This is a genomic window from Stenotrophomonas sp. STM01, assembly GCF_014852135.1.
Classification (GTDB): Bacteria; Pseudomonadota; Gammaproteobacteria; order Xanthomonadales; family Xanthomonadaceae; genus Stenotrophomonas; species Stenotrophomonas capsici.
Genome location: NZ_JACVBA010000002.1, coordinates 504,857 through 524,680, shown reverse-complemented (window position 1 = coordinate 524,680; position 19,824 = coordinate 504,857). Strand labels below are relative to the sequence as shown.

The 19,824-nt window shown below is 67.1% G+C and carries 26 protein-coding genes; 14 read left to right on the top strand and 12 right to left on the bottom strand.

From position 1 onward, the window contains the following. Positions 1 to 3: 3 nt before the first annotated feature. A complete protein-coding gene (locus tag IB227_RS12290) occupies positions 4 to 498 on the bottom strand; it encodes an SRPBCC domain-containing protein (protein WP_192287629.1) in 495 nt (164 codons plus the stop codon). 48 nt (positions 499 to 546) lie between these two features. On the opposite strand from IB227_RS12290, the gene IB227_RS12285 reads away from it, so the two are divergent. Beyond that, positions 547 to 870 carry a metalloregulator ArsR/SmtB family transcription factor gene (locus IB227_RS12285; protein ID WP_207911828.1) on the top strand — a complete coding sequence of 108 codons (324 nt, stop codon included), beginning with the start codon at positions 547 to 549 and terminating at the stop codon, positions 868 to 870. A gap of 5 nt (positions 871 to 875) precedes the next feature. Here IB227_RS12285 and IB227_RS12280 read toward each other — a convergent pair whose 3' ends face one another. Next, complete coding sequence (locus IB227_RS12280) at positions 876 to 1,850, bottom strand: helix-turn-helix domain-containing protein (RefSeq protein WP_192287628.1); 975 nt, start codon at positions 1,848 to 1,850, stop codon at positions 876 to 878. Positions 1,851 to 1,951: 101 nt separating this feature from the next. Here IB227_RS12280 and IB227_RS12275 point away from each other — a divergent pair, with 101 nt between their 5' ends. Together IB227_RS12275 and IB227_RS12270 are read left to right on the top strand one after the other, a co-directional pair. Next, positions 1,952 to 2,500 (top strand): cysteine hydrolase family protein, encoded by a 549-nt coding sequence (locus IB227_RS12275; protein WP_192287627.1) that lies wholly within the window; start codon positions 1,952 to 1,954, stop codon positions 2,498 to 2,500. A gap of 124 nt (positions 2,501 to 2,624) precedes the next feature. Then, on the top strand, positions 2,625 to 3,734 hold the full coding sequence (locus tag IB227_RS12270) for a serine hydrolase (protein ID WP_192287626.1): 1,110 nt from the start codon (positions 2,625 to 2,627) through the stop codon (positions 3,732 to 3,734). Here IB227_RS12270 and IB227_RS12265 read toward each other — a convergent pair. Then, entirely contained in the window at positions 3,718 to 5,295 is a 1,578-nt protein-coding gene (locus IB227_RS12265) for a winged helix-turn-helix domain-containing protein (protein WP_192287625.1), read from the bottom strand. The two genes, IB227_RS12270 and IB227_RS12265, sit on opposite strands and share 17 nt — an antisense overlap. 183 nt (positions 5,296 to 5,478) lie before the next feature. Further along, positions 5,479 to 5,742, bottom strand: coding sequence for a hypothetical protein (locus tag IB227_RS12260; protein WP_192287624.1), 264 nt, complete (start codon positions 5,740 to 5,742; stop codon positions 5,479 to 5,481). A gap of 368 nt (positions 5,743 to 6,110) precedes the next feature. Between IB227_RS12260 and IB227_RS12255 the strand changes: the two genes are divergently transcribed. Next, positions 6,111 to 6,287, top strand: coding sequence for a hypothetical protein (locus IB227_RS12255; RefSeq protein WP_165931211.1), 177 nt, complete (start codon positions 6,111 to 6,113; stop codon positions 6,285 to 6,287). Positions 6,288 to 6,608: 321 nt separating this feature from the next. Continuing rightward, on the top strand, positions 6,609 to 6,896 hold the full coding sequence (locus IB227_RS12250; protein WP_132865596.1) for a putative quinol monooxygenase: 288 nt from the start codon (positions 6,609 to 6,611) through the stop codon (positions 6,894 to 6,896). Between the two features lie 94 nt (positions 6,897 to 6,990). On the opposite strand, the gene IB227_RS12245 is transcribed toward IB227_RS12250, so the two are convergent. From IB227_RS12245 to IB227_RS12230, 4 genes are all read right to left on the bottom strand, one after another. After that, complete coding sequence (locus IB227_RS12245; RefSeq protein ID WP_192287623.1) at positions 6,991 to 7,227, bottom strand: hypothetical protein; 237 nt, start codon at positions 7,225 to 7,227, stop codon at positions 6,991 to 6,993. Positions 7,228 to 7,467: 240 nt separating this feature from the next. After that, positions 7,468 to 7,737 carry a hypothetical protein gene (locus IB227_RS12240; RefSeq protein ID WP_192287953.1) on the bottom strand — a complete coding sequence of 90 codons (270 nt, stop codon included), beginning with the start codon at positions 7,735 to 7,737 and terminating at the stop codon, positions 7,468 to 7,470. 10 nt (positions 7,738 to 7,747) lie between these two features. After that, complete coding sequence (locus IB227_RS12235; protein WP_132865593.1) at positions 7,748 to 8,071, bottom strand: YkgJ family cysteine cluster protein; 324 nt, start codon at positions 8,069 to 8,071, stop codon at positions 7,748 to 7,750. After that, entirely contained in the window at positions 8,068 to 8,739 is a 672-nt protein-coding gene (locus IB227_RS12230; RefSeq protein ID WP_192287932.1) for a methyltransferase domain-containing protein, read from the bottom strand. Before IB227_RS12230 ends, IB227_RS12235 begins: the two co-directional genes overlap by 4 nt. Positions 8,740 to 9,222: 483 nt before the next feature. On the opposite strand from IB227_RS12230, the gene IB227_RS12225 reads away from it, so the two are divergent. From IB227_RS12225 to IB227_RS12200, 6 genes are all read left to right on the top strand, one after another. After that, positions 9,223 to 9,438: a DUF4287 domain-containing protein gene (locus IB227_RS12225; protein ID WP_192287622.1), complete on the top strand. Its 216-nt coding sequence runs from the start codon at positions 9,223 to 9,225 to the stop codon at positions 9,436 to 9,438. Between the two features lie 138 nt (positions 9,439 to 9,576). Beyond that, positions 9,577 to 9,852 (top strand): metal/formaldehyde-sensitive transcriptional repressor, encoded by a 276-nt coding sequence (locus IB227_RS12220; RefSeq protein WP_192287621.1) that lies wholly within the window; start codon positions 9,577 to 9,579, stop codon positions 9,850 to 9,852. A 60-nt stretch (positions 9,853 to 9,912) separates the two neighbouring features. Further along, positions 9,913 to 11,022, top strand: coding sequence for an S-(hydroxymethyl)glutathione dehydrogenase/class III alcohol dehydrogenase (locus tag IB227_RS12215; RefSeq protein WP_192287620.1), 1,110 nt, complete (start codon positions 9,913 to 9,915; stop codon positions 11,020 to 11,022). A gap of 10 nt (positions 11,023 to 11,032) precedes the next feature. Beyond that, on the top strand, positions 11,033 to 11,362 hold the full coding sequence (locus IB227_RS12210; RefSeq protein WP_192287619.1) for a DUF3658 domain-containing protein: 330 nt from the start codon (positions 11,033 to 11,035) through the stop codon (positions 11,360 to 11,362). Between the two features lies 1 nt (position 11,363). Then, positions 11,364 to 12,200, top strand: a complete 837-nt coding sequence (gene fghA / locus IB227_RS12205) for an S-formylglutathione hydrolase (protein WP_192287618.1) — start codon at positions 11,364 to 11,366, stop codon at positions 12,198 to 12,200. A gap of 136 nt (positions 12,201 to 12,336) precedes the next feature. Next, the gene (locus IB227_RS12200; protein ID WP_192287617.1) at positions 12,337 to 13,767 is read left to right on the top strand and encodes a GGDEF domain-containing protein; all 1,431 of its coding nucleotides are present in this window, start codon (positions 12,337 to 12,339) and stop codon (positions 13,765 to 13,767) included. A gap of 52 nt (positions 13,768 to 13,819) precedes the next feature. Here IB227_RS12200 and IB227_RS12195 read toward each other — a convergent pair whose 3' ends face one another. The 3 genes from IB227_RS12195 to IB227_RS12185 all read right to left on the bottom strand — a co-directional run bounded on the left by IB227_RS12195 (position 13,820) and on the right by IB227_RS12185 (position 15,845). Then, a complete protein-coding gene (locus IB227_RS12195; protein WP_192287616.1) occupies positions 13,820 to 14,491 on the bottom strand; it encodes an adenine nucleotide alpha hydrolase in 672 nt (223 codons plus the stop codon). A gap of 3 nt (positions 14,492 to 14,494) precedes the next feature. Next, positions 14,495 to 14,830: a hypothetical protein gene (locus tag IB227_RS12190; protein ID WP_132865584.1), complete on the bottom strand. Its 336-nt coding sequence runs from the start codon at positions 14,828 to 14,830 to the stop codon at positions 14,495 to 14,497. A 70-nt stretch (positions 14,831 to 14,900) separates the two neighbouring features. Further along, positions 14,901 to 15,845 (bottom strand): DegV family protein, encoded by a 945-nt coding sequence (locus tag IB227_RS12185; protein ID WP_192287615.1) that lies wholly within the window; start codon positions 15,843 to 15,845, stop codon positions 14,901 to 14,903. Positions 15,846 to 16,089: 244 nt separating this feature from the next. On the opposite strand from IB227_RS12185, the gene IB227_RS12180 reads away from it, so the two are divergent. Continuing rightward, the gene (locus tag IB227_RS12180) at positions 16,090 to 16,629 is read left to right on the top strand and encodes a DUF924 family protein (RefSeq protein WP_132865580.1); all 540 of its coding nucleotides are present in this window, start codon (positions 16,090 to 16,092) and stop codon (positions 16,627 to 16,629) included. Between the two features lie 73 nt (positions 16,630 to 16,702). Here IB227_RS12180 and grxD read toward each other — a convergent pair whose 3' ends face one another. After that, the gene (gene grxD, locus IB227_RS12175) at positions 16,703 to 17,629 is read right to left on the bottom strand and encodes a Grx4 family monothiol glutaredoxin (RefSeq protein ID WP_192287614.1); all 927 of its coding nucleotides are present in this window, start codon (positions 17,627 to 17,629) and stop codon (positions 16,703 to 16,705) included. Positions 17,630 to 17,691: 62 nt separating this feature from the next. Between grxD and IB227_RS12170 the strand changes: the two genes are divergently transcribed. Together IB227_RS12170 and IB227_RS12165 are read left to right on the top strand one after the other, a co-directional pair. After that, positions 17,692 to 18,471, top strand: coding sequence for a polysaccharide deacetylase family protein (locus tag IB227_RS12170; RefSeq protein ID WP_192287613.1), 780 nt, complete (start codon positions 17,692 to 17,694; stop codon positions 18,469 to 18,471). 34 nt (positions 18,472 to 18,505) lie between these two features. Continuing rightward, on the top strand, positions 18,506 to 19,774 hold the full coding sequence (locus IB227_RS12165; protein ID WP_192287612.1) for a DEAD/DEAH box helicase: 1,269 nt from the start codon (positions 18,506 to 18,508) through the stop codon (positions 19,772 to 19,774). Positions 19,775 to 19,824 lie beyond the last annotated feature (50 nt).

Here is a 19,824-nt window from a genome sequence, read left to right as displayed (position 1 = left end):
GTTCTATTCGTCGTCCACGAGCGGCGCGCGCGCCGGTTCGCCATTGAGTTCGCTGGGGTAGTAGCCCGCGCGCAGGTTGATGCCGTACTCCAGGAATGCCTTCATGCAACTGAGCATCTGCGACCAGCCTTCGCAGTTGATGTAGGCGCTGCGCTGGCCCTGCACGTCCTCATGCCAACCGGTCTCGGCGATGGTGACCAGGGTGGCGGTGCCATCGAGTGCGGTGAAGTTCATTTCGATGCGGGTCTTGTAGGTGGCGGTGCCATCGGCGGCGCGGGGGCCATCCCAATGCAGGACGATGCGGCTGTCCGGTATCACCTCGGCCACGTCCACCGGCACGTCGCCCCACCACAGCACCGTCGTACCGGCCACCAGCGGTGCGCTGGCGCCGCCCAGGGTGGTGAAGTACGCGCTGAGCGTTTCAGGATTCACGACCGCATCGAACACCGCGCTGACCGGCTTGGCGATGCGTGCGGATACCCGGAATTCAGGCTTCATGGCACTGCTCCTCTTGCACTGGGTGGCTATGTGTTATAAATATATAACATGATGGATGGCGATGCGGAAGACGCGGTTTTCAAGGCGCTGGCCCACCCCCGGCGGCGGGCGCTGCTCGACTGCCTGAAGGAGCAGCCACGCACCACCGGCATGCTGTGCGAGGCATTCGACGACATGGACCGCTGCACGGTCATGCAGCACCTGAAGGTGCTGGAAGCGGCCGACCTGGTGATCGTCCAGCGCGAAGGGCGCGAACGCTGGAACCACCTCAATCCGCTGCCCATCAAGCACATCCACGAGCGCTGGATCAGCCAGTACGCCACCCATGCGCTGACCCTGCTGGACCGGCTCAAATCCGGCTTGGAAGGCTGAGGGCCTCAGCCCGCGTTGAACCGCCGCCGGTACTCGCCCGGGGTCAGGCCGACGATGCGGTGGAACACCTTGCGGAACGAGCCCGGGTCGCTGTAGCCGACGTCCCAGGCCACGCGTTCCAGTGGCAGCCGGGTGGACTGCAGCAGGTCGCGTGCATGGGCCACGCGCACGCGCTGCCCGTACTCGGTGGCGGTCATGCCGGTGGCCTTCTGGAAACGGCGCAGGAAGGTGCGCTCCTCCAGCCCGGCGCGGCGTGCAAGCTCGGGCAGGGCTGCCGCCTTGGCGTGTGTTTCGTGCAGCCATTGCTGCACTGCCAGCACCGCTGCATCGCCATGCGAGACGCGGGGCGCGAAGCTGCTGTAGTAACGCTGCTGGCGTCCGAGCGGATCAACCAGCAGGGTGCGTGCGGTGTCCAGCATCACCGCCACGCCGAGGTAGCGCTCCACCAGGCGCAGGCCCAGGTCGATCCAGGCCATCGCCCCGCCGGCGGTCAGGATGTCGCCGTCGTCGATGACCAGTTGGTCGGTGTCCAGCCGCACCGCAGGGAAGCGGCTGGCGAAGCTGTCGTTGAACGCCCAGTTGGTGGTGATGGTGCGGCCATCGATGCGCCCGGTTTCGCCCAGCAGGTAGGCCCCGGCGCAGACCGAGGCGAGCGTGCTGCCGGTGTCATGCAGGCCACGCAGCCAATCGAGGTAGGGCGCGGCCGCCTCGGTGGTGAGTGGTTCCTCCAGGCTCGGCGGCAGGATCAATACGTCCGGTCGCAGGCTGCACTGCGCGGGGGAAGGTGCGTCCGGCGCTGGGCGCTGCCCCGGTACGGCGATATGCCATTGCGTGACATGCAGCTGCGGCGGTCCTGCGGGCGCGTGACGGTGGGCGATCCTGCCGGCCAGGGCGAGCAGGTCGGCCAACCCGAGTACGGCCGCCAGTTGTGCGCCGGGGTAGCGCAGTATCCCGATCTCGATGTGGCGGTCGTGGTGCATCTGTCGGTGCAGCCCTCAAGAATGTCGGTGACGCCCCTTCGCTGCGTGCGGCTGGCGGCGGAAAATTCTCCCACGTTTTCCATACGTGAACCGGGAGCCCCATGCACAAGCGTGCCGTCATCGTCATTGATCTGCAGAACGAATACCTGCCCACCGGCAAGCTGCCACTCACCGGCATCGAGGCCGCCGTCGCCCACGCGGTGACGGTCATCGCCGAAGCCCGCCGCACCGGCATCCCGGTGCTGCATGTCCGTCACGAATCGGCCAGCAACGAAGCGCCAATCTTCGTGCCGGGCTCGGACGGGGTGGAGATGCAGGCCGTCGTCGCCCCGCGGGAAGACGAGCCGGTGATCACCAAGCACTTCGTCAATGCGTTCCGCGACACCGACCTGAAGCAGCAGCTGGATGCCCGCGGCGTTGGCGAGGTGGTCGTCATCGGTGCGATGAGCCATATGTGCGTGGACGCCTGCGTGCGGGCCGCCGCCGACTTCGGCTACACGGTCACCGTGCTGCACGATGCCTGCGCCACGCTGGACCTGGCGTTCAACGGCGTCACCGCCCCGGCGGCGCAGGTGCATGCGGCGATGATGGCGGCCTTCGCCTTCGGTTATGCGCGCGTGACCTCGACGGACGCCTGGCTCGCCGGCTGATCCCTGCGAGCGCGGATGCGGCGCAACCATTTGATTGAAAACGACTTCATTAATCTTCATCCGCACATCAGGCAGTTCATTCGGGGCCATGGTCGGCTGGGCGCTCCCTACCTGGAGCGCCTCCATGCCCCGCCCGATCCGCCTCGCCCTGCTTGCCGTCCTTGCCTCCTTCGTTCCCTCCCTGGCCGCCTCCGCCGCGGCCTCCACGTCCCCTGACTGGACCGTCGCCGACCCCGCCAGCCAGGGCCTGGATGCCACTCGCCTTGCCGCGCTGGATGCCGCGATCCGTGGCGGCGAGGCGCCCGACACCACCAGCGTGCTGGTCGTCCACCGCGGCAAGCTGGTACACGAGGCCTACTTCAACGGTGCCGACCGCACGACCCTGCACAACACCCGCTCGTTGACCAAGAGCGTGACCGCGATGCTGGTCGGGGCGGCCATCGACCGTGGCTTGATCACCGGGGTCGACGCGAAGGTGCTTGGCTTCTTCCCCGAGCGCACGCCCGCGCACCCGGGCAGGTTCAAGGACGCCACCACCGTCGAGGACCTGCTGAGCATGAGCGCGCAGTGGGAATGTGATGACAACAACGAATACTCGGCCGGGCATGAGGAGCGCATGTATGTCAGCGCCGATTGGACCGGCTTCACCCTGGACCTGCCCGAACGCGGCTACGCGCCGTGGGTGAAGCGACCGGCGGACAGTCCGCACGGCCGTGCGTTCGCCTACTGCACCGCCAATTCGTTCCTGCTCGGCGCCATCGTCGAGCGCGCCAGCGCGATGCCATTGGAGCGCTTCGCGGCAGACGCGCTGGAGCGCCCGCTGGGCATCAGCGGCTCGGTCTGGCAACACGCCTCCGAAGGCGTCGGCATGGGCGGCGGTGGCACCGAGTACCGCAGCCGCGATCTGGCCAGGCTCGGCCAGTTGTTGGCCGACGGCGGTCGCTGGAACGGACGACAGGTGCTGTCGCCGGGCTGGGTGCAGGCGATGATGCAGGTGCGCGCACAGACCCCGTTCGACGCCGATTACGGCTACCAGATGTGGCGCTTCACCATCACCATGGGCACGCAGGAGCTGCATGCGTGGACGATGTCAGGCAATGGTGGCAATGCGGTGTTCGTGGTGCCGGACAAGCAACTGGTGGTCGTGGTCACGCGCACCCGCTACAACCAGCGCGGCATGCACCAGGAAACCCGCAAGCTGCTGCAGGACTACATCCTCAGCGCGTTGCCGTGACGTCCTTGGCGTCGGCCGGCAACCGCCCGGCCGCGTTGATGCGTGCCCGCTCGGCGGCGATGGCGGACGTGATCGTTGCCAGCACCGGCGTGAAGCCGGGGTCGGTGCGCAGGCCTGCGAGCAGCGGTGACACGCGCAGGTAGTTGGCATCGCGGTAGCCCGCGGCAACGGCTGCCTGCAGCGCTGCCAATGCAGCGCTGCGGTCACCGGCCAGATCGGCCAGCAGGGCGGCGTCGATGCCATCGAAGGCATCGCTGCCCTGCAGGCCTTCGCGCAGGGCGTTGGATTGCACCAACAGTTCGGCCGACGTAGGCCGGACGGCGGCACCGGTGATCCAGGCGACCGTCCGTGGCAGGCTGGCGTGCGGCTTCAGTGCCCGTGCCTTGCCTGCTTCCACCTGCGCGCCGTGGGCATCGCCCTGCAGCAGTGCCAGTTCCGCACCGAGCAGGTGCAACCCGGCATGCGCGGTGCCACGGGCCCGTGCTTCGGCCAGTGCCGCACGGGCCTCCTCCATGCGCCCATGTTCGAACAGGAACGTGGGCCAGGCCTGGTTGGAGAACACGTTGTCCGGGTACAGCTGGAAGCTGCGCCGGTAGCGTGCTTCGGCTGCGGCGGCGTACCCGAGCAGGTCGAGGTTGGAGGCCACCTGCAGCTCCCAGAACCGCACCTGCCCGGGATGCCGCACGGCGAGATTGGCGTCGAGTGCATCGGCCAGGCGGCCCTGCCGGGCGTACAGGTAGGCCGCCGAGGCGCGACTGGCATCGGCGTCGGGATCCAGTTGCACGCTGCGCTCGTAGCCGGCGATGGCCGCATCGACCGCGCCGCGGCAGTCATGGGCATAGGCCAGCGCCGCATGCGCGGCAGCCAGCCGCGGCTGGCGGGCGATCACCGCTTCGGCCATCGCCTGGGCTTGGTCGGCATCGTCGCGGCTGCCGCTGTACAGGCACAGGCGCGCGGCCAGGGCGCGTGCCGCGCCCAGCGTGGCGAGGGCGTCATCCGGCGCTTCCTGCAGGCGTTGGCGGTACAGCGCAAGCGCGCGTTCGTTGTTGTCACGCTGGCCGATGCCGGCGTAGTAGTCGGCGCGCTGCAGCAGCGGGGAGTGCGCCGGGTTGTCGGCGTCGGGCCATTGCCACCAGGCGATGCCTGCTGCCGCCAGCAGCACGATGGCACCGGCAATGACCAGGCCGCGTCGTGCGTGCGCGGGGGCCGGCGGTAGTGGCGCATCGAGCGAAGGTTCGCTGCACAGCTGGTAGCCCTGGCCGCGCACCGAGCGCAGGTAGCGCGGTTGCCGGCCGTCCTCGCCCAGTGCCTGCCGCAGCAGGCGCACGCGCTGGGTCACGGTTTCCTCGTTGACATGCGCCGGTGCCCAGATCTGCGCGATCAGCTCATCGAAGCCCACCACGCGCGTGCCCTGCGTGAGCAGGTAATGCAGCAGGCGGAAGCTGAGCCCACTCACGTCCAGCAGCTGCCCGTCCTCGCGCGTCACCCGCTGGCGTGCCACGTCGATGCGCAGGTCGTCGAGCCGGTATTGCGGGGGCGGGGCAGGTGGGGTGTCAGCCATCGCGAGCGGAGGAGGGTCCGGGAGGGCCAAGAGTATCAGCAGCGTTGTGGTCTCCAGGACCGGGCATGGAAGCCATATCCCAGGCGCGGTGTGGGGCGAGTCCTGCCTGCTGTGGTTGGGCAGCGGCAATTGCAGCCGACATCATCCGGTGGCTGATGGGAGGTCGATCAATCGCTGCGCGGATCAACGATGGATGTAGCCTTCCTTCAGTTTCTCGAGCTGCGCTCCCGACTCCATCATGCTTTTGATGCGATCGAGTACTGCCTCGATGCCGTTCAGGCGCTCCTGCTCGTTAGAGGTACCCGCTGCCTCTTTCAATGCGCGCCTGGTGACGATGGCGAGTGCACGCAGCTTTTCCAGCCGTTTGGTCTGTGTCCAGGCGTGATTCGACGTCGTCATCTCAAGGGCCAGATCGTCGAGATCCGCCCTTGCTTCTTCGTAGTTCATCGCTGCGGCCCTGAGCACTGGGTGAGCTCATCTCCAATCACCATAGGCGCTTTGCGGGGGAATTGTGCGATTCAATCGCTTGAAGCCTGTTTATCGCGCTTGGCCGGTACTTCGTCGTGCCGATTTCTTTACGGTTCAGTGATTTCCCACCCGATGCATAGCGGGAGCCCGGTTGGGCGTTGCCGGTATATTCGCGGTAGGCGGCTGGATGATGCCGGTTATCGCGGAAGTTGGATTTTCCCGGGTGAGTATTACTGCTTGCAGTCAACGCGCATGCACTCCGGCGGCATCGGAAAGCGAACGAACGGCTAACGTGGATGCGCGCACCGTGGGGCTGCGGCAATCATGCCGTTGTACGAGGAAGGGATATGAGCATGCCTCCGCAAGGTTCCAATCCGAACGCCAGGACTGAATCGCAGAAGGAGAGCAGTCCGCCTTCTCCGGTCGACAAGGACGGGAAGAAAGTCGATCCGCTGGAGCTTGTTCCGCAGGCCGAGCCTGTCGAAGAAGGGCAGCAGGACCGCAAGGCCGCGAACGACAGCTGAGCTGTCCGAGTGAGTGAGCAGTGGCCCACGTGGTGTTCATGGGAAGCCGCCTGGGCTCACTGTTTGGCTGCCCCGCGCAAGGATGTGCGGGGTGCGGTCCGAGCGGCCGCGTTGGCATACGTGCCATGCGGGAATCCGGCTTTCGACCTCTGTCGCCCGATCTCTGGCGTCGCCGTGTGCGACTGCAGTTCCCCGAAACCCTGCCCGACATCCACGGGTACGTGGCGCTTATGATTGCCGGATTCGCCGGCACCCATGGTCGCTCCTCGTGCAGGGACACAAGGGTCCGGCGCCTCCTTCGTTCCACCGGATGAAAATGCAGTGCTCAAGGTGATTGCCCAGGACTTCATCAAGCCCGAACACATCGCGACGGTCGCACCGCTCTATCGCGAGCTGGTCGAGCGCACCCGCCAGGAGCCACTGTGTATCTCCTACGCGCTGTACGTCGACGAAAAGGATCCGGGGCATTTCGTCTTCATCGAAGAGTGGCCGGACCGTGCAGCGCTGGACGCGCATTGCAGTACGGAGCACTTCCGGCGGCTGGTGCCCTTGATCGACCAATACCAGCGTGCCCCGGGAACCTATCTTCTGATGGACGCGTTCCGGTGATCCCGCCAGGTGCGCCACCCGGGCATGCGTGCTTGCAGGCCGGTGCGCCACATCAGGGGATGGGCGCCCGCTGGTGCCTGCGTGCGGTGGGCGGTTAGTCCTTCTTGCCCCCGAAGTCGATCGGTTTGTCATCTTCGGCACGATTGGACGACCAGACCTGCGCGGAGCGGCACTTGCTTTCCCGGGCGGCGACCTGGGGCGGGAGGTCCTTCACGAAAACCGAGTCATTGCAGGCTTGGTTCATTGCTGAGTCGTCGTAAGTAGCACAGGCCACCGACGCGCTGGAAAGGGCGATTGCAACGATGCAGTTGACGATAGCGGCGTGCTTCATGCGGTGTTGTTCCGGACGGAGAGGGCTGATGCACCAGGTCAGCGCGGTATGACGTGCCAACCATGTATATCCCGCGCATTTGTCGGCAGGAATGTGATGGAAGTCATGTTCTACCGGTGACATGGCAGCCCGGATCCGCGGCCCGGCACGCATGCCAGCCCACGGTGCACGCGGCCTGCGCCAGGAACGGATGCGATTCCGGCAGCGGCGTGGACGGGCACACGCGCCCGGCCCAGCTGATTACTTGCGCTTGTGCGACCTGGCGGGCGTGGCGCTGTCACCGGCTGCGGTGGGCGGCGCCTGCGGGTTGGCCGCGGATTTGTCCGGCGAGGTCTTCATCCGGAAGGGCGTATTGCCGAGCACCTCGATCTTTCCACCGGCGCTTCGGAATGCGGCCATGTCTTCGGCGATGCGCTCACGACTCAGGTCGTGCTTCTGCACGTTCGGGCTGAAGAACGGAGTGGTCTTCACTGCGGGGTAGCGGGCCGACTTGCGGGGAGGTGTCGCCATGGAGTGCTCCTCATATAAGTTGCAATGCGATCGTGCGAGCGCCCTGCCGGGCATGTTCGTCGCGCTCGGCGCGACAGTAGGGGCCGCCCATCACGAAGGATCGGCAGGCGGTTGGCCTGCTGGCGTAGATGCGGCACTGCATGTGCAGCCCGTCCAGGGCAACGCACCACCCCTCCTGATCCTTGGCCATGACATGCAGGCCGCCGGGAAGATGCGTGGTCAGGTGGGCGGGCACGTCATCCTTCTCATCCAGAACCACGGTGAGCTGGCAGCACAGCGCATCGCATGTGGCGCAGGTGATCTTGGCGCGCTTCTCGCGCTCGACCCGGTTCATGTCGCCACCGCGGTCATGCCGCGCGAGTAATGAAGCAGCTGTCCGCGGAAAGGCTCGGTATCGGCATCATCCATCGGGCATCTTGTCGACAGGAAGGCGAAGCCCTGCTGTTCCAGCATCCGGCTGAAGCGTGCGCTGTTGCCCCGGCCGGGGTCGGTGATGACCACCTCAGCGCTGGGTTTGGCATGACGCAGGATGACATCGGCCATCAAGTTGGTCTGCGCGCGCTCGTAGAGCACGTCGCTGGCGATGATCAGGTCAAACGTGCCAAGCGCGGGCAGTTCCCTGTCCCAGCGTAGTTGGCGATAGTGCACGGCAGGTAGTGCGTTCAGTGCGGCGTTGTAGGCGAGGAACGGTTCGGCCAACGGATGCATGTCTGAAGCAATCACATCGGCACCTCGCTGCATCAGCACGATGCTGGCCAGGCCAATGCCACAACCCAGCTCGAGTATGCGTTTGCCCTGGATGTCGAAGCGGGACATGGCCTGGGCAAGCACGTGTCCGGATGGCCACAGTTGGCCGAACAGGCTCCATTGCGCCGAGGAAATGCCAAGGCGTTCGCCATGGCCGTCCGGATCGCTGAATTGCTGCTTGTCGCTGAGGATGCGCAGCAGGTAAGACTGGCCACCGACGGTGACCTTCACATCGCGTGTCGTATAGCCGGGCATCGCGCACTCCGCCGAGCGACCGCCCATGCATCTGGGCAGGTAACGCATGAAAGGGAGCGAAGTGGGCAACAATCCAGACAGTTGCGCAAAGCGCGCGTAGCGGGCCATGCCAGCGATTTCATGCTAGCACGTCACGATGGATGCAGGCCGGCAATCCACGGATGGGAAGCTGAATCCGTCAAGGCTGTTTCTGTACATGATGCGACTGATGGGTGTTGGCCATGAAGGATTCCGGCTCGGGCATCATCCGAAGGGGGGGCGACGTTTGGAGGAGGGCGGGCCTGCGCACTGGATCAGGCAGCAGGTGCACGGGCCCTACGGGCGAGGAGAAGAGCTCCGCGAATGAGACCGACCGCGGGGGCGCATGTATCCATGGAATCGAGTGTCGATTCCGGGCCCTCTCATTCGTCGGGGAAGAAGAAGCACGGTCAGGTCCGCCAAGGGGGTGGATCGCCGGCCTCACCACAACAACGAGGAGCGTTCATGACGACAGATACCAAGGTCAAGGGCCCGGCGTCCTACTTCCCGTCCATCGAGAAGACCTACGGAAAGCCGGTGGCGCACTGGCTCGCGCTGCTGGACACCGTCCAGGACCGGAAGCACATGGAACAGGTGGCCTTCCTCAAGGCCGAGCACAAGCTTGGCTACGGCCATGCCAATGCGCTTGTCGCGTATCACAAGGCCGGGAAACCGGCCTGATCGGGCAGGGGGGGCGTCCCGGTAGCGTCAGCCTTGCTGGGGGCGCTTGCCGATGACTGCAGCCAGCCAAGAGGTCATTGGCATTCCCGGGGTCACCTCAATATACTATCCCCCAGTACAGGATAGGAGGGCCGGTCGGTGCCGCACTCGCCCGAGGAAAAGAAGAAGGTGCTGGCCCGGGTCAAACGCATCCGTGGCCAGTGCGATGCGTTGGAGCGCGCGCTGGAGGCCGGGGCGGACTGCAACCCTGTGCTGCAGCAGATCGCCGCCATCCGCGGTGCCGTCAACGGGCTGATGTCCGAGGTGATGGAGGCGCACCTGCGCGAGGAATTCGGCCAGCCCGCGCAGTCCGATGCGCAGCGCGCCACGCGCGTGGCCGAGATGTCCAGCCTGATCCGCTCCTATCTCAAGTAACCCCTTCAAATCAGTGCGCGGTGCGTCGTGCCGCGCTCCATCATTGCGCAGGAGAATCCCATGAAATCACGTGCCGCCGTCGCCTTTGGCCCGGGCCAGCCGCTGCAGATCGTCGAGATCGACGTCGCCCCGCCCAAGGCGGGCGAAGTGCTGGTCAAGATCACCCATACCGGCGTCTGCCACACCGATGCCTTCACCCTGTCCGGCGATGATCCGGAAGGCCTGTTCCCGTGCGTGCTGGGCCATGAAGGCGCCGGCATCGTGGTCGAGGTGGGCGAGGGGGTGACCTCGGTGAAGCCGGGTGACCACGTCATCCCGCTGTACACCGCCGAGTGCGGCCAGTGCCTGTTCTGCAAGAGCGGCAAGACCAACCTGTGCACCGCCGTGCGCGCGACGCAGGGCAAGGGCGTGATGCCGGACGGCACCAGCCGCTTCTCCTATAACGGCGAGCCGATCTACCACTACATGGGCTGCTCGACCTTCTCCGAGTACACCGTGGTGGCCGAGGTGTCGCTGGCCAAGGTCAACCCGGAAGCCAATCCGGAGCACGTCTGCCTGCTGGGCTGCGGCGTCACCACCGGTATCGGCGCGGTGCACAACACCGCCAAGGTGGCCGAGGGTGACAGCGTGGCCGTGTTCGGCCTCGGCGGCATCGGCCTGGCGGTGATCCAGGGCGCGCGCCAGGCCAAGGCCGGCCGCATCATCGCCATCGACACCAACCCGTCCAAGTTCGAGCTGGCCAGGCAGTTCGGTGCCACCGACTGCGTCAACCCGAAGGACCATGACAAGCCGATCCAGCAGGTGATCGTGGAAATGACCGGCTGGGGCGTGGACCACAGCTTCGAGTGCATCGGCAACACCCAGGTGATGCGGGCGGCGCTGGAATGCGCGCACCGTGGCTGGGGCCAGAGCGTGATCATCGGCGTGGCTGGCGCAGGCCAGGAAATCTCCACCCGCCCGTTCCAGCTGGTCACCGGCCGCAAGTGGCTGGGTACCGCGTTCGGTGGCGTGAAGGGCCGCAGCCAGTTGCCGGGCATGGTCGAGGACGCGATGAAGGGCGACATCGAACTGGCGCCGTTCGTCACCCACACGATGGAACTGGACAAGATCAACGAAGCCTTCGACCTGATGCACGAAGGCAAGTCGATCCGTTCGGTCATTCATTACTGAGATGAGCACGATGTTGAACAAAGAAGCATTGGCCGCCGCGCTGGCCGACACGGGTGACAACCAGGAAGCGCGTGAGGCGATCGAGCGACTGCAGGCGCAGGACCTGGTGAAGATCGATCAGTCGATCCTGTCGTCGTTGGGTAACACCTGGAAGAATGCGGGCTTCGTCGCCGCAGGTGTGTTGATCGCGGCACCCGACGAGTACGAGGATATCCCGGAGTCGTTCTATGTACTGCGCATCGGCAGCCTGGCCAGCGAATCACGCATCGAGGTGAAGGGCAGCCTGGAGGCGTTGAAGACCTGCGAGATCCGGTTGCCGTCGGCATCGGGAGATAACTGAGATGGCGGCCGAACGCATCGAACACCGCGCCTGCTTCGGTGGCTGGCAGGATGTCTACCGGCACGCATCGGACGTGCTCGGCTGCGAGATGACGGTCGGCGTGTACCTGCCGCCGCAGGCCGAGCACGGCCCGTGCCCGGTGCTGTACTGGCTGAGCGGGCTGACCTGCACCGAGCAGAACTTCATCACCAAGGCCGGCGCGCAACGCTATGCCGCCGAACACGGGGTGATCATCGTCGCCCCGGATACCAGCCCGCGCGGCGAGGCGGTGGCCGATGCCGAGGGCTATGACCTCGGCAAGGGCGCCGGTTTCTACGTCAATGCAACGCGCGAGCCGTGGTCGCGGCACTACCGCATGTACGACTACATCGTCGACGAGCTGCCGGCCTGGGTGGAAGCCAACCTGCCGGCCAATGGCGCGCGTGCGATCAGTGGCCATTCGATGGGCGGGCACGGCGCGTTGACTGTCGCGCTGAAGAACCCGGGGCGCTACCGCAGCGTGTCGGCGTTTTCGCCTATCGTGGCACCGTCGCAGGTGCCGTGGGGGCAGAAGGCATTCACCGCCTACCTCGGCGAAGACGCGATGGCGTGGCAGCAGTACGACGCCACCGCACTGGTGGCCGACGCAGCCGAGCGCCTGCCGTTGCTGGTGGACCAGGGGGACGCGGATGAATTCCTCCAGACCCAGTTGCGTCCGCAGTTGCTGCAGGCGGCATGTGCCGCCGTGGGCCATCCGCTGACCCTGCGCCTGCAACCCGGTTACGACCACAGCTACTACTTCATCGCCAGCTTCATCGGCGAGCACATCGTCCATCACGCCCGCGCGCTGAAGGGCTGAGGGGCGGGGACCCGAGGTTCCCGGCGGTACATGGGTGCCGGCCGTTCGCCGGCACGCCATTCGGGGGTGTGGATCACGCGGTCGTGGCGACGGCCGCGCTATCGTCCGTGCATGCGGCCTGGTCGACGGGGGATGCATGCCGGTGGTATTGGTTCTGCTGTATGTGGCCTGTCATGCCCTGGTCATGACCCTGTGGCCGGGGGAGACCGGCGCGGGTTCGTTCGTGTTCCTGACGCTCGCACCGCTGCTGGCTGCCGGGGCCTGCCTGTGGCGGGCACGGCGTGACCGCGCGGCACCGGGTTGGCGCGCCACCGCACTGGCGTTGCTGTTGTGGGCCGGTGGCATGGCCCTGAACATGGTCGATGCGCTGGGCGCGGGCCGTGCCGACGTCACCCCGCGCGTCAGCCTGCTGCTGTATGTGCTGTATGGCGTGCCACTGGTGTTCATCCTGGCCCGCGCGCGGCGTGAGCGCCTGAGCATCAGCCTGATCGACGCCGCGATGGCGGCACTGCTGGGCGTGCTGTTCTTCGTGCATGCCGGGTTCTTCGCCGGTCGCATCGATGTCGACGAACACGCGATGGCCAACATGCGTTACATGTTCGACATCCAGAACCTGTGCATCGCCGGCTTCGCGGTGGTGCGGTGGCTGGCCGGCGATGTGCCCGAGCGGCGCAGCTTCTTCCGGGCGCTGGCCTTGTACGCGGTGGCCTATCTGCTGGTGGCCGGCTACATCAACCACTTCACGTCGGAGGACGCCTTCGGCGCCTACAACGACCTGCTGATCGACCTGCCATTCCTGCTGCTGGGGGTGCTTGCGCTTGCGCCGGCGCCTGCACTGGTACCGGCGCCGGCACGGCACTCGCGCCTGTCACGGCTGGTGCAGGCCGGTGGCCCGATGATCCTGCCGCTGTTGCTGCTGGTGGTCGGCACGCTGGTGGTGGACCATGCACGGCCGCTGGCCCTGGCCGGCTTCGTGGTCGCCACGCTGGGGTTCGGCCTGCGCAGCATGCTGCTGCAGATCCACCTGTTGGAGCGGCAGGCGGCCTTGGACCAGCTGGCGCGGCAGGACGGCCTCACCGGCGTGGCCAACCGCCGCGAGTTCGATGCGACGCTGCGCAATGAATGGAACCGGGCCCGGCGCAGCGGCACCGAACTGGCGCTGCTGCTGGTGGACATCGATCACTTCAAGGCATTCAACGATGCGCATGGCCATCCGGCGGGAGATCGCTGCCTGCAGGCGGTGGCGGCGCAGTTGCAGGCGACCGTGCAACGCGCGGCCGACCGCGTGGCGCGCTATGGCGGCGAGGAGTTCGCGGTGATCGTGCCAGGGTGCGACCTGGACGGGGTGCTGGCGTTGGCCGAACGGCTGCGGGTGGCGGTGCAGGCCCTGCGCCTGCCGGAGGGGCCGGTCAGCATCAGCATCGGCGTGGCATTCCTGCATCCCCCGGTCATGCCGGACAGCGGGCAGTTGCTGGCCGATGCCGACGCCGCGTTGTATGCGGCCAAGCACGCCGGCCGCAACCGGGTGATGGTGCGCGGGGCACTGGGCGGGCCGGTCGCCTGTTGACGGAAGCCCCCCGTGGCGCCGTGCGGTCGCAGGCGGTACCGCCAGGGCGGCGCTAGCGGTGGAAGTCGGTATAGACGTAGCGCGCATCGCGCAGCACGGTCTGTCCTTGGTGCAGGGTGAGGGGGTGCAGGAACATCGGCCCGTCGCTGACGCAGGTGTGGAATTCGCCGTTCTCGCCGCAGGCGTCGACCGTGCCGGGCAGGGCATCGAGCAGGGCGACATCAAACGCCCGGCCGGCGAACCCGGGGTCGAGCCGCTGGCTGTCCACGCAGCACAACCGGGCGCGCAGGCCGCCGGCGATCATCTGCCGCGCCAGCTGTGCGGTGTCGCGGCCGAACAGCGGGAACACCGTCTGCCAGCCCAGCGGTGTGTATTGCTGTTCGCGCCACCGCCGGATGTCCTCCAGCAACAGGTCGCCGAACGCCAGGATGTGCAGGCCGGGCCAACGTAGCCGTGCCTGCAGCAGGGCGTCGGCCATGCGCTGCAGGTACAGGGTGTTGTCGCAGGCCTGTGGGATCCACGCCTCCAGCAGGGGCAGCCCGGCCGCCTCGGCCTGGGCCTGCAGCACCTCGCGGCGCACGCCCTGCATCGACGCGCGGTCATACCCCTCGGTCAGCATGCTCAGCAGCGCGACGACCTCCACCTCGTCGCGCTGGCGCAGTTCGTGCAGGGCCCAGGCGGCATCCTTGCCGCCGCTCCAGGACAACAGGACAGGCGTGCCCAAGGCTCAGCGCACGTCGCGCAGTTCCCAGTTGCTGCCGGCCAGCAGGCGCAGGCGATGCTTGAACAGATCGCCCGCCAACGTGGTGGTGGCCTGCAGGTTGATGCGCAGGTCGGCCTGCTGGCCGGTGACCGTGGCGGCCGGGTCCGTGGCGCCCAGGGACGGATCCACGTCATCGGGCTCGTCCTGGGTGGCCTTCCAGCGCTCGAACAGCTCCGGGGTGCGCAGCGCCGCCTGCAACTGCTCGGCGAAAGCGTCGGCGCCGCTGGCGGTGAAGGACAGGCGCGGATCGCTGCCGCGGGCCTTGCTCGGATCAGGCAGCGAAATCGAATACACGGGCATGGGAGTCTCCTTTCAGGTGGCGCAGTCTTGCACGAAGGGCGTCGTGATTCCGTACACGATTCGCGGCGGATCAGGCCGAGAAAGCATGTGGTCCGTCGGCGAAGCCGATGGTCACCGCGCCCTTGCCGACGTTGACCATGCCGGTCAGGCTCATCAGCGCTTCCATCAGCGTCACGCCGTGCTGGTCGCAGGTGTCGCGCAGCTCGCGGTAGCCGGGCAGGGTGCGCAGTTCTTCCAGCGGGCCGCCGTAGCTCACGCATACCACCGGCGTCATCAACCCGGCCGCCACGCGCTTGCCGACGAAGCCGAACAGCGACTGCACCGCGTTGTCGAAGCCCTTGATCTTGGCCACCGGCTCGGTGTTGCCGCGGTAGCCATGCAGCACCGGCTTGATGTCCAGCGCGCTGCCCAGCGCCGCGCTGAACAGCCCGACGCTGCGGTCCCCCTTGTGGCGGGCGCGGGCGCGCATGTAGTACAGGTCGCGGGTGATCATGTAGCCGTGCACGTTGGCCGCGACCAGTTCCAGCCGCTCGCGCATCTGCGGCACGGTGGCGCCACTGTCGCGCAGGCGCACCGCCTCCACCGCGCTGACCGCCTGGGCGGCGAACAGGTTCTGGGTATCGATCACGCGCAGGCTGAAAGGCGAGTTGTAGCCGGCGGCCTGGCGGATCGGCTTGTACTCGCTGAGGATGGCGTAGCTGGCCTGCACCGCGTTGTCATGCAGCGGGCTGCGGGTGCGGGTGATGGTCATGCAGAAGACCTGGTCGAAGTCCGTCACCAGGCGGTGCAGGAACAGGTCGCGGATCTGCTCGGAACTGTAGGGGGTGGTTTCGGCCTCGGCGCCCTGGTCGCTGAGCGGGCCCTTGATGAAGGCCAGGGTGGCCTCTTCGTCGCGGTTGTCCGGCAGGATCGTGTCGCCGATGCGTACCGTGATGGGCAGCAGGACGAGATTGTTGCGTTGCAGGTATCCAACGGGCAGGTCGCAGGCAGAGTCGACCACAATTCCGATGCGCATGCAGGCCCCCTCCGGGTCCGTATGTTCTCAAAGGTTAGAACCCTATCTCAAAATTTGCCGTCAAGTTGCCCGGTTATGCGGCGTACGTCTCAATCCCGGTTCGGTTATTTCACAAGTTGGTCATACCCAGCCCTGCTGCGGGCCATTAAGCTAGCGACCACGTCGGCGCGGCTTCCGGCCAAGGCGACAGGGTTATGGCAGGGAACACCGCTGCCTGAATACGGGCAGGGTTCTGGGGAAGGAAATGGAAACGGCAAAGTCTGTGGTGGAGTTCTGGCGTGCGGCCGGGCCGAAACGCTGGTTCACGCGGGACGATGCGTTCGACGCCGAGTTCGGCCAGCGTTTCCTCGACCTGCATTGGCAGGCTGCACGCCGTGGCTGCGAGGAGTGGCTGCAGACCGCCGAGGGCGCGCTGGCCCTGCAGGTCCTGCTCGACCAGTTCCCGCGCAACTGCTTCCGTGGCACCGCGCACTCCTATGCCACCGATGGGTTGGCCCGGCATTACGCCATGCGCACCATCGAGGAAGGCCTGGACCGCGAGCTGACCCCGCAGCTGCGGGCCTTCATCTACCTGCCGTTCGAGCATTCGGAAGACCCGCATGACCAGGAGCGCTCGGTGGCGATGTTCGAAGTGCTGGGCGACCTGGAATACCTGAAGTACGCCGAGCTGCATCGCGACATCATCCGCCGCTTCGGGCGTTTCCCGCACCGCAATGCGGTGCTGGGCCGCATTCCCACGCCGGAAGAACTGCACTTCCTGGCCGAGGGCGGTTTCGCCGGCTGACCGGCGCACGCCACCAGGTATGAAAAACGCCGGCATTGCCGGCGTTTTCTGTCGTGCAGCCTGATCGCGGTGATCAGTACTTCGGCACGCTGTTGTCCACGTTCTCCGACCAGGCATCGATGCCGCCGGTGACGTTGAACACGTTGCTGAAGCCCAGGCCATGGAAATGGTCGGCAGCCTGCGCGCTGCGGCCACCGCGGTGGCACAGGAACGCCAGCGGGGTGTCCTTGGGCAGGGCTTCGAGCCGGGCGCGGTTGTCGCCGTCGAAGGTTTCGAACGGGCCGTTGATCGCGGCGATCGCGCGCTCGTCGGCCGGGCGCACGTCCACCAGGGTGATGGCGCCGGCACGCAGCTGGTCATCGGCGCTGCGCACGTCCAGCTCCTGCACCGGCCGGGGTGCGTTCGGGTTGTTGATCGCCAGGCCCTGGCCACGGATGTCGTCCACCCAGTCGATGGTGATGCCGTTGGCGCGGCGGGCGCTGGAAACGTCGAACTGCACGCGCAGGCCGTTGGACTCGGCGGCGATGGCGTTGGCGTCGAACGGGGCCAGCTGGAAGTTCGGCTGGAAGCGCGCGTCGATGCTCAGCTGCAGGGCGCTGCCCGGGGCGTCGGCCAGCGCGCCCTTGAGCATTTCCACCGCCGCCGGGGTGACGGTGATGGTCGGCGGGGTGCGGTCCGGTGCGGCCACGCCCAGCAGGCTGCTCAGCTCACCGCTGTTGGCCATCTGCAGGATGATGTCGCTGCCGCCGACCAGTTCGCCGCCCACGTACAGCTGCGGGATGGTCGGCCAGTCGCCATAGGCCTTGATGCCTTCGCGGATTTCCTGGTCGGCCAGCACGTTGACGTGGGCGAACTCCACGCCCAGGTCCTGCAGGGCGCCGACGGCCTTGGCCGAGAAACCGCACTGCGGCATGGTCGGCTGGCCCTTCATGAACAGGACGACGCGGTTGGCGCCGAGGATGGATTCAATGCGCGAGCGCAGGGCGGGATCCAGGGACATCGTGAACTCGTGGAAGTGGTCTGTGACAATGTCCGATTCTACGCTGTGAGGCACCCCCGGGCATGACCGCCAAGGAAACCCTGTATCGCGTTCCCGTGCGCCCCTGGCGCTGGGTGCCGTGGCTGGTGGTTTCGCAGGGGCTGGTGGCACTGGCCTGGTGGGTGCTGGGCTGGGCCTGGGGGCTGCCGCTGCTGCTGGCCAGCCATGCGCTGTTCGTGGTGCCGGTGTTCCTGCCCAACAGCCGTTTCTACGCCCCGGTGGTCAGCCGCGTGGCGGGCGCGGACGTGTGGCTGACCATCGACGATGGCCCCTCGGACGACACCCTGGCCGTGCTCGACCTGCTTGATCGCTACCAGGCCAAGGCCACCTTCTTCATGGTCGGCGAGCGTGCGCAGGCACGGCCGGCGCTGGTACACGAGGTGCTGCGCCGTGGCCACGGCATCGGCAACCACAGCCGTTCCCACCCCCAGGCGCGGTTCTGGGCACTGGGCCCGGCGGCGATGGCGGCGCAGATCCAGGGATGCCAGCAGGCACTGTGCGAACTGGCCGGCAGCCCGCCGCGCTGGTACCGCTCAGTGGTGGGCATGACCAACCCGTTCGTCGCCGCCGCGCTCAAGCGCCACGGGCTCACGCGGGTGGGCTGGAGCGCGCGCGGTTTCGACGGCGTGGCCTGCCAGCCGCAGGACGTGGTGCGTCGGATTGCCGCCGACCTGCGGCCCGGCGCGATCGTGTTGCTGCATGAAGGGTCTGCGCACGGGCACAACCTGGCCATCATCGAGGGCGTGCTTGAGCAGTTGCAGGCGCGGGGCCTGCAGGCACGCCTGCCACGGGCAAGCGCGTAGACTCGCATCCCGTCTTTTCCCGGAATCCCGTTCGATGCCTTTCTCCCAGCTCGGCCTCTCGCCCTATGTGTTGCCTGCGTTGCAGCAGGCATTGCAGCAGGCCGGCTATGCCGCACCCACGCCGATCCAGCAGCAGGCGGTGCCGCTGATCGTGAAAGGGCGTGACCTGGTGGCGTTGGCGCCGACCGGTTCGGGCAAGACGGCGGCCTACGTGCTGCCGGCGCTGCAGCGTTTTTCCATGGGCCAGGCGCGCAAGCCGCGCCCGCTGCTGCAACTGGTGCTGGTCCCCACGCGCGAACTGGCGTTGCAGGTGAGCGATGTGTTCAACACGCTGGGCCGGCAGATGGCGCGTCGGCCGCACCTGGTGTGCGCGGTGGGCGGGGTGTCGATCAATCCGCAGCTGATGGCATTGCGCGGCGGCGCCGACATCGTGGTGGCCACGCCCGGGCGCCTGCTCGACCTGGTGGCGCACAACGCGCTCTCGCTCGGGCAGGTGCAGCTGCTGGTGCTGGACGAAGCCGACCGCCTGCTCGAGCTCGGGTTCGGCGACGAGCTGCGGCAGATCCTGGCCGAGCTGCCGGTGCGCCGGCAGACGTTGCTGTTCTCGGCGACCTTCCCGCCGGACATCGCGGCGCTGGCCGCGGCCGGCCTGCGCGATCCGCAGCGGGTGGAAATCCGCGACCAGGCGCAACCGGAGATCGCGCAGCGGGCGATCCGCGTCGATGCGGGCCGGCGCGGTGAGCTGCTGTTGTCGCTGCTGGACGACCCGGGTTGGACACAGGTGCTGGTGTTCGTCGGCAGCCGTCGTGACAGCGACCGCCTGGCCGCGCAGCTGCGTGCCGCCGACATCAGTGCGCAGGCGCTGCATGGCGACCAGTCACAAGGACGGCGCGTGCGCATGCTGCAGGATTTCAAGGACGGCCAGCTGCGGGTACTGGTGGCCACCGACGTGGCGGCGCGTGGCATCGACATCGCGCGTCTGCCGGTGGTGGTGAATTACGAACTGCCGCGCTCGCCGGCCGATTACCTGCACCGTATCGGTCGAACCGGCCGTGCCGGCGAAAAGGGCCTGGCGGTGAGTTTCGTCGATGCCGATGCGCTGGCGCATTGGCGCCTGATCGGCAAGCGCAACGGCATGCAGGTGGCGCTGGAGGAATGGGACGGCTTCGCGCCGAAGGACGCACCGGTGCAGGCCAGCGTGGTGGCCGCCGACAACGGCGGCATCAAGGGCCGCCGGCCGAGCAAGAAGGACCGCCTGCGCGCGGCGGCGAATGCCAGGCCGGATCCAGCCCCGAACCCGTAGGGCGGAGCCATGCTCCGCCGGGGCGTTGCCGGGCAGGGCCCGGCACGACC